This window comes from Hydrogenophaga sp., from assembly GCF_041633695.1.
GTDB lineage: Bacteria > Pseudomonadota > Gammaproteobacteria > Burkholderiales > Burkholderiaceae_C > Hydrogenophaga.
This window is the reverse complement of the sequence record NZ_JBFJMY010000287.1, coordinates 1-5,423: the sequence shown is the minus strand read 5'-3', so window position 1 is coordinate 5,423 and position 5,423 is coordinate 1. Positions and strand designations below refer to the sequence as shown.

4 protein-coding genes are annotated in these 5,423 nt (G+C 63.8%); all 4 read left to right on the top strand.

The annotated features are described in order from the left end of the window. Positions 1 to 282: 282 nt before the first annotated feature. Positions 283 to 3,792, top strand: coding sequence for a PAS domain S-box protein (locus ABYB95_RS16160; protein ID WP_372659587.1), 3,510 nt, complete (start codon positions 283 to 285; stop codon positions 3,790 to 3,792). After that, positions 3,789 to 4,430, top strand: a complete 642-nt coding sequence (locus ABYB95_RS16155) for a response regulator (protein ID WP_372659586.1) — start codon at positions 3,789 to 3,791, stop codon at positions 4,428 to 4,430. Before ABYB95_RS16160 ends, ABYB95_RS16155 begins: the two co-directional genes overlap by 4 nt. Positions 4,431 to 4,600: 170 nt before the next feature. Beyond that, the gene (locus tag ABYB95_RS16150) at positions 4,601 to 5,056 is read left to right on the top strand and encodes a hypothetical protein (protein WP_372659585.1); all 456 of its coding nucleotides are present in this window, start codon (positions 4,601 to 4,603) and stop codon (positions 5,054 to 5,056) included. A 17-nt stretch (positions 5,057 to 5,073) separates the two neighbouring features. After that, a partial coding sequence (locus ABYB95_RS16145; protein ID WP_372659584.1) for a GAF domain-containing protein occupies positions 5,074 to 5,423 on the top strand: 350 nt, incomplete at its 3' end.

Genomic DNA, 5,423 nt, shown 5'->3' with positions numbered 1-5,423 from the left:
GTCTGCGCGCCCGGTCTGCGTTTTCCCGGCGTGAACGGGAATATGTCACGGCGCCACTTTCCGGTATGGCCTAGGCTGACCACTCGGGGGTCGGGTATGCCAGAGGTTTGCTGACGGGGAGGACTCCAGGGACCTGACACCATGGCCTCTGTGCGGATGCGTCGCGGCCTTTTCTGTACGCCATCGTTTATTTATATGGACCTGCCCAACAACATCCCAGCGCCGACCGCAGTGCCAACGGACATCCGAAAACCGTTGCTGCTGTTTGTTCTTTTTTCCACCATGTGGTTGGTTCTGGGTGATCTGGCGTTGGATCGGTGGGTTGAAGACCAGGGCTGGCGTCTGCGCCTCAACCTGGTGTTAGACCTCGTGTTTGTGGTCACTGCGGCGCTGCTGCTGCGCAGCTTGTTGAGCCGGCTGGTGCGCCGCAAAGCGGCGATTCAAGCGAGCGAGCACTCGGTGCGGTGGATGCAGACCCTGATCGAAAGCTCGCACGATGCGATTTTTGCCAAGGACCGCCAGGGCCGGTACCTGCTGGTGAACCGGGAGGCCGGTCGTGTGATGGGGCGCAAGCCCGACGACTTGCTGGGGGTGGACGACCATGTGGCCTTTCCGGAGCAGGCCGCGATGCTGCTCGCCAACGACCAACTGGTGATGGAGCAGGATCAGGTGCAAACCTTCGAAGAGCACATCCAGACGGCGGTTGGGCCGCGCACCTACCAGGCCCTCAAGGGCCCGTTGCGCGACGAGGCGGGGCAGGTGATCGGCATGTATGGTGTCTCGCGCGACATCACCGAGCAGCACGCGGCGCAAGCGCAACTGCAGGACAACGAAAAGCGCTACCGGCTGATGTTCGAAGCCAATCCCCTGCCCATGATGGTGTTCGAGTTGAAGGGGCTCCGGATCCTGGCGGTCAACGAGGCGGCCGTGGCGCACTACGGCTATGCGCGCGAGGAATTTCTGGGGCTCACGCTGAAGGACATCCGGCCGCCCGAGGAACATGAGCGGTTTTCCGCTGAAATCGCCCGGCGGCGTGAGGCGCCACAACCGCCTTTGCGCAGCACCGGTCGCTGGACGCATCGCTGCAAGGACGGCCGTCTGGTGTTGATGGACGTGTCCTCCATCGCCATGGATTTCGACGGGCAGCCGGCGCGGCTGGCCCTGTGTCATGACGTGACCCAGCAAGTCGATCTGGAAAGAGCACGCCAAAACGCATATACGGAAATTGAAAAAACACGCGACTTGCTGACCAGCGTGCTGGAACGGGTGGACGACGGATTCGTGGCGCTGGACAAGCGCGGTTTCTACACCTATGTGAACGCGCAGGCGGCCCGCATGCTGGGTGTCGCGTCGCCCAAGGAACTGGTGGGGCGGCACATCTGGACCGTATTTCCCCAGTCGGTGGGTACGACGTTTTATGACGCCTGCGCACGCGCGGCCAAGACGCAGCAGGCGGTGGTGCTGGAAGAGTATTTCGAGCCGCGTGGGCGCTGGTTTGAAACCCGCATTTACCCGTCGCCCGAGGGACTGAGCTATTTCATCAGCGACGTGACCGAGCGCAAGCAGGCGGAGCAGGTGCTGAGCGATCGCGAACGCGATTTCCGCCTGCTGGCCGAGCAGACCCCGGCGCTGATATACCGCGCCGCGCTCGACGGGTCCAACCGCACGCTCTATGTCAGCCCGCACATCGAGGTCTTGGGTTTTACGCCCGAGCAATGGCTGGCGAACAGCGACTCGTGGGCACAAGCGGTGCACCCCGACGACCTGGAGCGTGTGAGGGAGGCCTTGCCTACCGCCACCTCGGCGGTTGCCGAAGTGCAGATCGAATACCGTTTGCGCGATGCCCAGGGCCGGTGGCGCCACTTCCGGGACTCCTCGCGCCGCATCCAGCCCGACGGTGGCGGTGCGCCGTATCTGCAGGGGGTTTCGATCGATATCTCCGAACTGATTGAGGCCGAACAGGCCTTGCTGCGCAGCCAGGATTTGCTGCGCGAAAGCGAGCAGCGTTACCGGCTGGCAGCGGCCCATGGTCTGGTTTGGGACTGGGACGTCACCTCTGATCAATTGAACATTGGTGGCGATTTCTGGTTGCAACTGGGTATGGCAGCGGGGCCGGTGGAACAATCGCAAGCGCGATTCGAGGAGGTCTTGCATGCAGACGACATACCCGCGTGGAGGCAGGCGATCAGGGCTTTTGTGGTGGAGCACAAGCCCTATTTCTTCCAGTTCAGGGTGACCGATGCCCAAGGGCGCTTGCGTTGGTTCGAGACCCAGGGGTCGGGTCTGCGGGACGAGGCAGATCGGGTGCGGTATATGGCGGGCACCACGGTGGAGATCACCCAACGCGTCGAGGCGGTTGAAGCGCTGCAGCGCAGCGAAGCGCAGTTGCGCGAAAGCGAGCAGCGCTACCGCCTGGCCGCAGCGGGTGGCCAGGTCTGGGATTGGGAGCCCGACACCGGTCGCCTGACTGTGGGCGACGATTTTTGGCACCAGTTGGGCTGGGCACCCGAGCCGTCGCTGGAGGTGGTGGCCCGGCTCGTGGAGCGCATCCATCCACTGGACCTACCGGTTTGGAGGCGGGTGGTGCGCGAACACCTGCTGCAACGCAAACCCTACGATATCGAGTACCGGATTCAAGACGCCCAGGGCGGCTGGCGCTGGTTGCATACCAAGGGCCAGGCGGTTTGGAACGCCGATGGCCGGGCCACCTACATGGCAGGAACCACGGTGGACATCACCGAACGCAAGCGTGCGCAGGCCGAACTGCAGGCATCTGAAGCGTATCGACGCAAGCTCTTCGAGCAACTCTCGGACGGCGTGCTGTTGGTGGACAGCGACAACCGCATCCAAGACGCAAACCCACAGGTGCTGGCGATGCTGGGGCTGGGGCGCGAGGCGTTGCTGGCGCGCCCGCTCACGGAGCTGCTGGCAGAACAAGAGCGCAGCCGCATCGAGCGCCTGTTTTCGGGTGAAACCCAGCTCTCGGAGTGGGCCTTTTTGCGCCAGGATGGCAGCCAGTTCCCGGTCGAGGTGAGTGCCCGTGCGCTCGACGATCGGCATTTTTTGGCGGTGTTGCGCGACATCTCGGCTCGGCGCGCCAGCGAGAACGCTTTGTTCACCTACCAGCTGGAGTTGTCCGAACTCACGCACCAGCTGCTGGTGCAAGAGAAACAGACCTCACGGCGCATTGCGCAGGCCTTGCACGACCGTCTGGGCCAGACACTGGCGGTGATCCGTTTGCACCTGGACGCTGCCGTCTCCATGAGCGGTGATGCGATGCCGCCCAATTTGAAGAAGCAATGTGGCCGCATCGACGGTCTGCTGGATCAGGCGGTGCACGAAGTGCGCGATGTGCTGAGCGAACTGCGCCCACCTCTGCTGGAAGAACAAGGCCTGACGGTTGCACTGGACAACGAGGTCAGCGCGCCGGCGGTCGACCTGAAGGGGGTGGATGTGCTGCTGGAAGTGGACGACGACGTGGCGCAACTGAAGTGGCCACCCGAGGTGGAATACGGTGCCTTCATGGTGGCGCGAGAGGCCCTTGCCAACGCCTTGCTGCACGCCGAAGCCTCCTTGATCCGCGTGGTCTTGAGTGGCCACGCCAACCAGTTGCATCTGGACGTGATCGACGATGGGCGCGGCATACCGGCGCCCATGACCGGTGGCCGTCCCGGACACCTGGGTGTGGTGGGCATGCGCGAACGCGCCATCGCCATCGGGGCGCAGTTTTCTGTGACCGCTTTGCCCCAGGGCACGCGGGTTTCCTTGCATTGGGAAGGACCCACCGAATGAGACCGATTTACCTGCTCGACGACCATGGAATGATGCGCGACGGGCTGCGTGCGGTTCTGTTGGGCGGGGGGCGCGAAGTGGCGGGCGAATCGGCCGACCCGACCCAGGCTTTGGCCGATCTGCGTGACATCGGCCCGGCCATTTTGCTGCTGGATCTGCACTTGGGCCAGCGTTCGGGGTTCGAGCTGCTGATCGAGTTGCAGCGGCGCGCCCTGGACGTGCGCACCATCGTGCTGACCATGTCGGCCCAGCCGCGCCACGTGGCCGAAGCGCTGCGCCTGGGAGCGGTCGGTTATGTGCTCAAGGGCGCCTCGGCCAAAGAACTGTTGGCCGCCATCGAATCGGTGGACCAGGGACAGCGCTACCTGGGCCAGGAGGTGGCAGAGCTGGCGGTCAGGGGTTTGACCGAACCCGATGCCGCAGCGGGGCTCGAATCCTTGTCGGTGCGCGAGCGGCAAATCGTGTTGTTGGTGGTGCAAGGCCGCTCCAGCAGCGAAATTGGCGCGATGCTCCACCTTTCGCCCAAAACCATCGATTCCTACCGCAGCCGCCTGATGGCCAAACTGGGCACACCCGATGTGCCGGCGCTGGTGCGCTTTGCGATCCGGGTCGGCCTGATCGACGCAGAACAACACTAAGTGCGGTGTTTGTTGCAGATTGCACAGTCCACATTCCACATACCCACAAACCCCCACGCTCCCTATACAGAACTCCCCACAGACGCCGATGAAGGGGGTAACTACAGTTGTTCTCAGCCGGAAAAGGAACGTGATGCCCGCCGGGCAGCGCCGCCGGATTGAGAACCGCCATGCCACCACCTTGGACCTCGTCAAAACCCACCGATGCCCACCAGAAGACCGCTGCCGACGCGCAACGTGTGCTGCTGGTGGTCAACGACCCGCTGCGGCGCCAATTGATGCAGGCCGCTGTGGCCCTGAGCGCGCCGCACTGCCATGTGGAAGTGGTGGACAACGCGCTCGACGGCATGGCGCGCTCGGTGCGCATGCCGGCCCACCTGCTGGTGATCGATGTGGCCGTGGACCGCGTGATCGTGCCCGCATTGGTGCGCTACCTCTCGCGGGTGGCCCCCTGGGTCACCGTGCACCTGTACGACAGTGCGCCCGCCAGCTCGGGCACGGAAAGCCTTGAAGCCCAAAAAACAGCCCGCCCTGCCGAAGACAACAGCGACGCGCTGCAGCGCATGCAGGGCGGACTGCTGCAATGGCTTGCCAGCCAGGCCTCCCGCAACCCGTCTGTTTTGTGAGCGCTGAACGCCCAGCCATGCATTCCGCCGAATTTCCAAGCCATGAAGCCAGCCGTTTGCAAGTTCTGCAATCGCTGGGGCTGCTCGACACGCCACCGGACCCCGTTCTGGATGGCCTGGTGCGCAGCGCTGCGGCCCTGATCGGCTGCCCGATCGCGCTGGTCAGCCTGGTTGACGCCGATCGGCAATGGCTTTTGTCGCGTACCGGACTGGAAAGCCAAGAGGCTCCCCGTGAGCGAGCGTTCTGTGCCCACACGATCCAGGGCGAGTCGCTGTTTGAGGTTTCCGATGCGCAGCAAGATCCGCGCTTTGCCGACAACCCGCTGGTCACTGCCGATCCAGCCATCCGTTTTTACGCCGGTTTCCC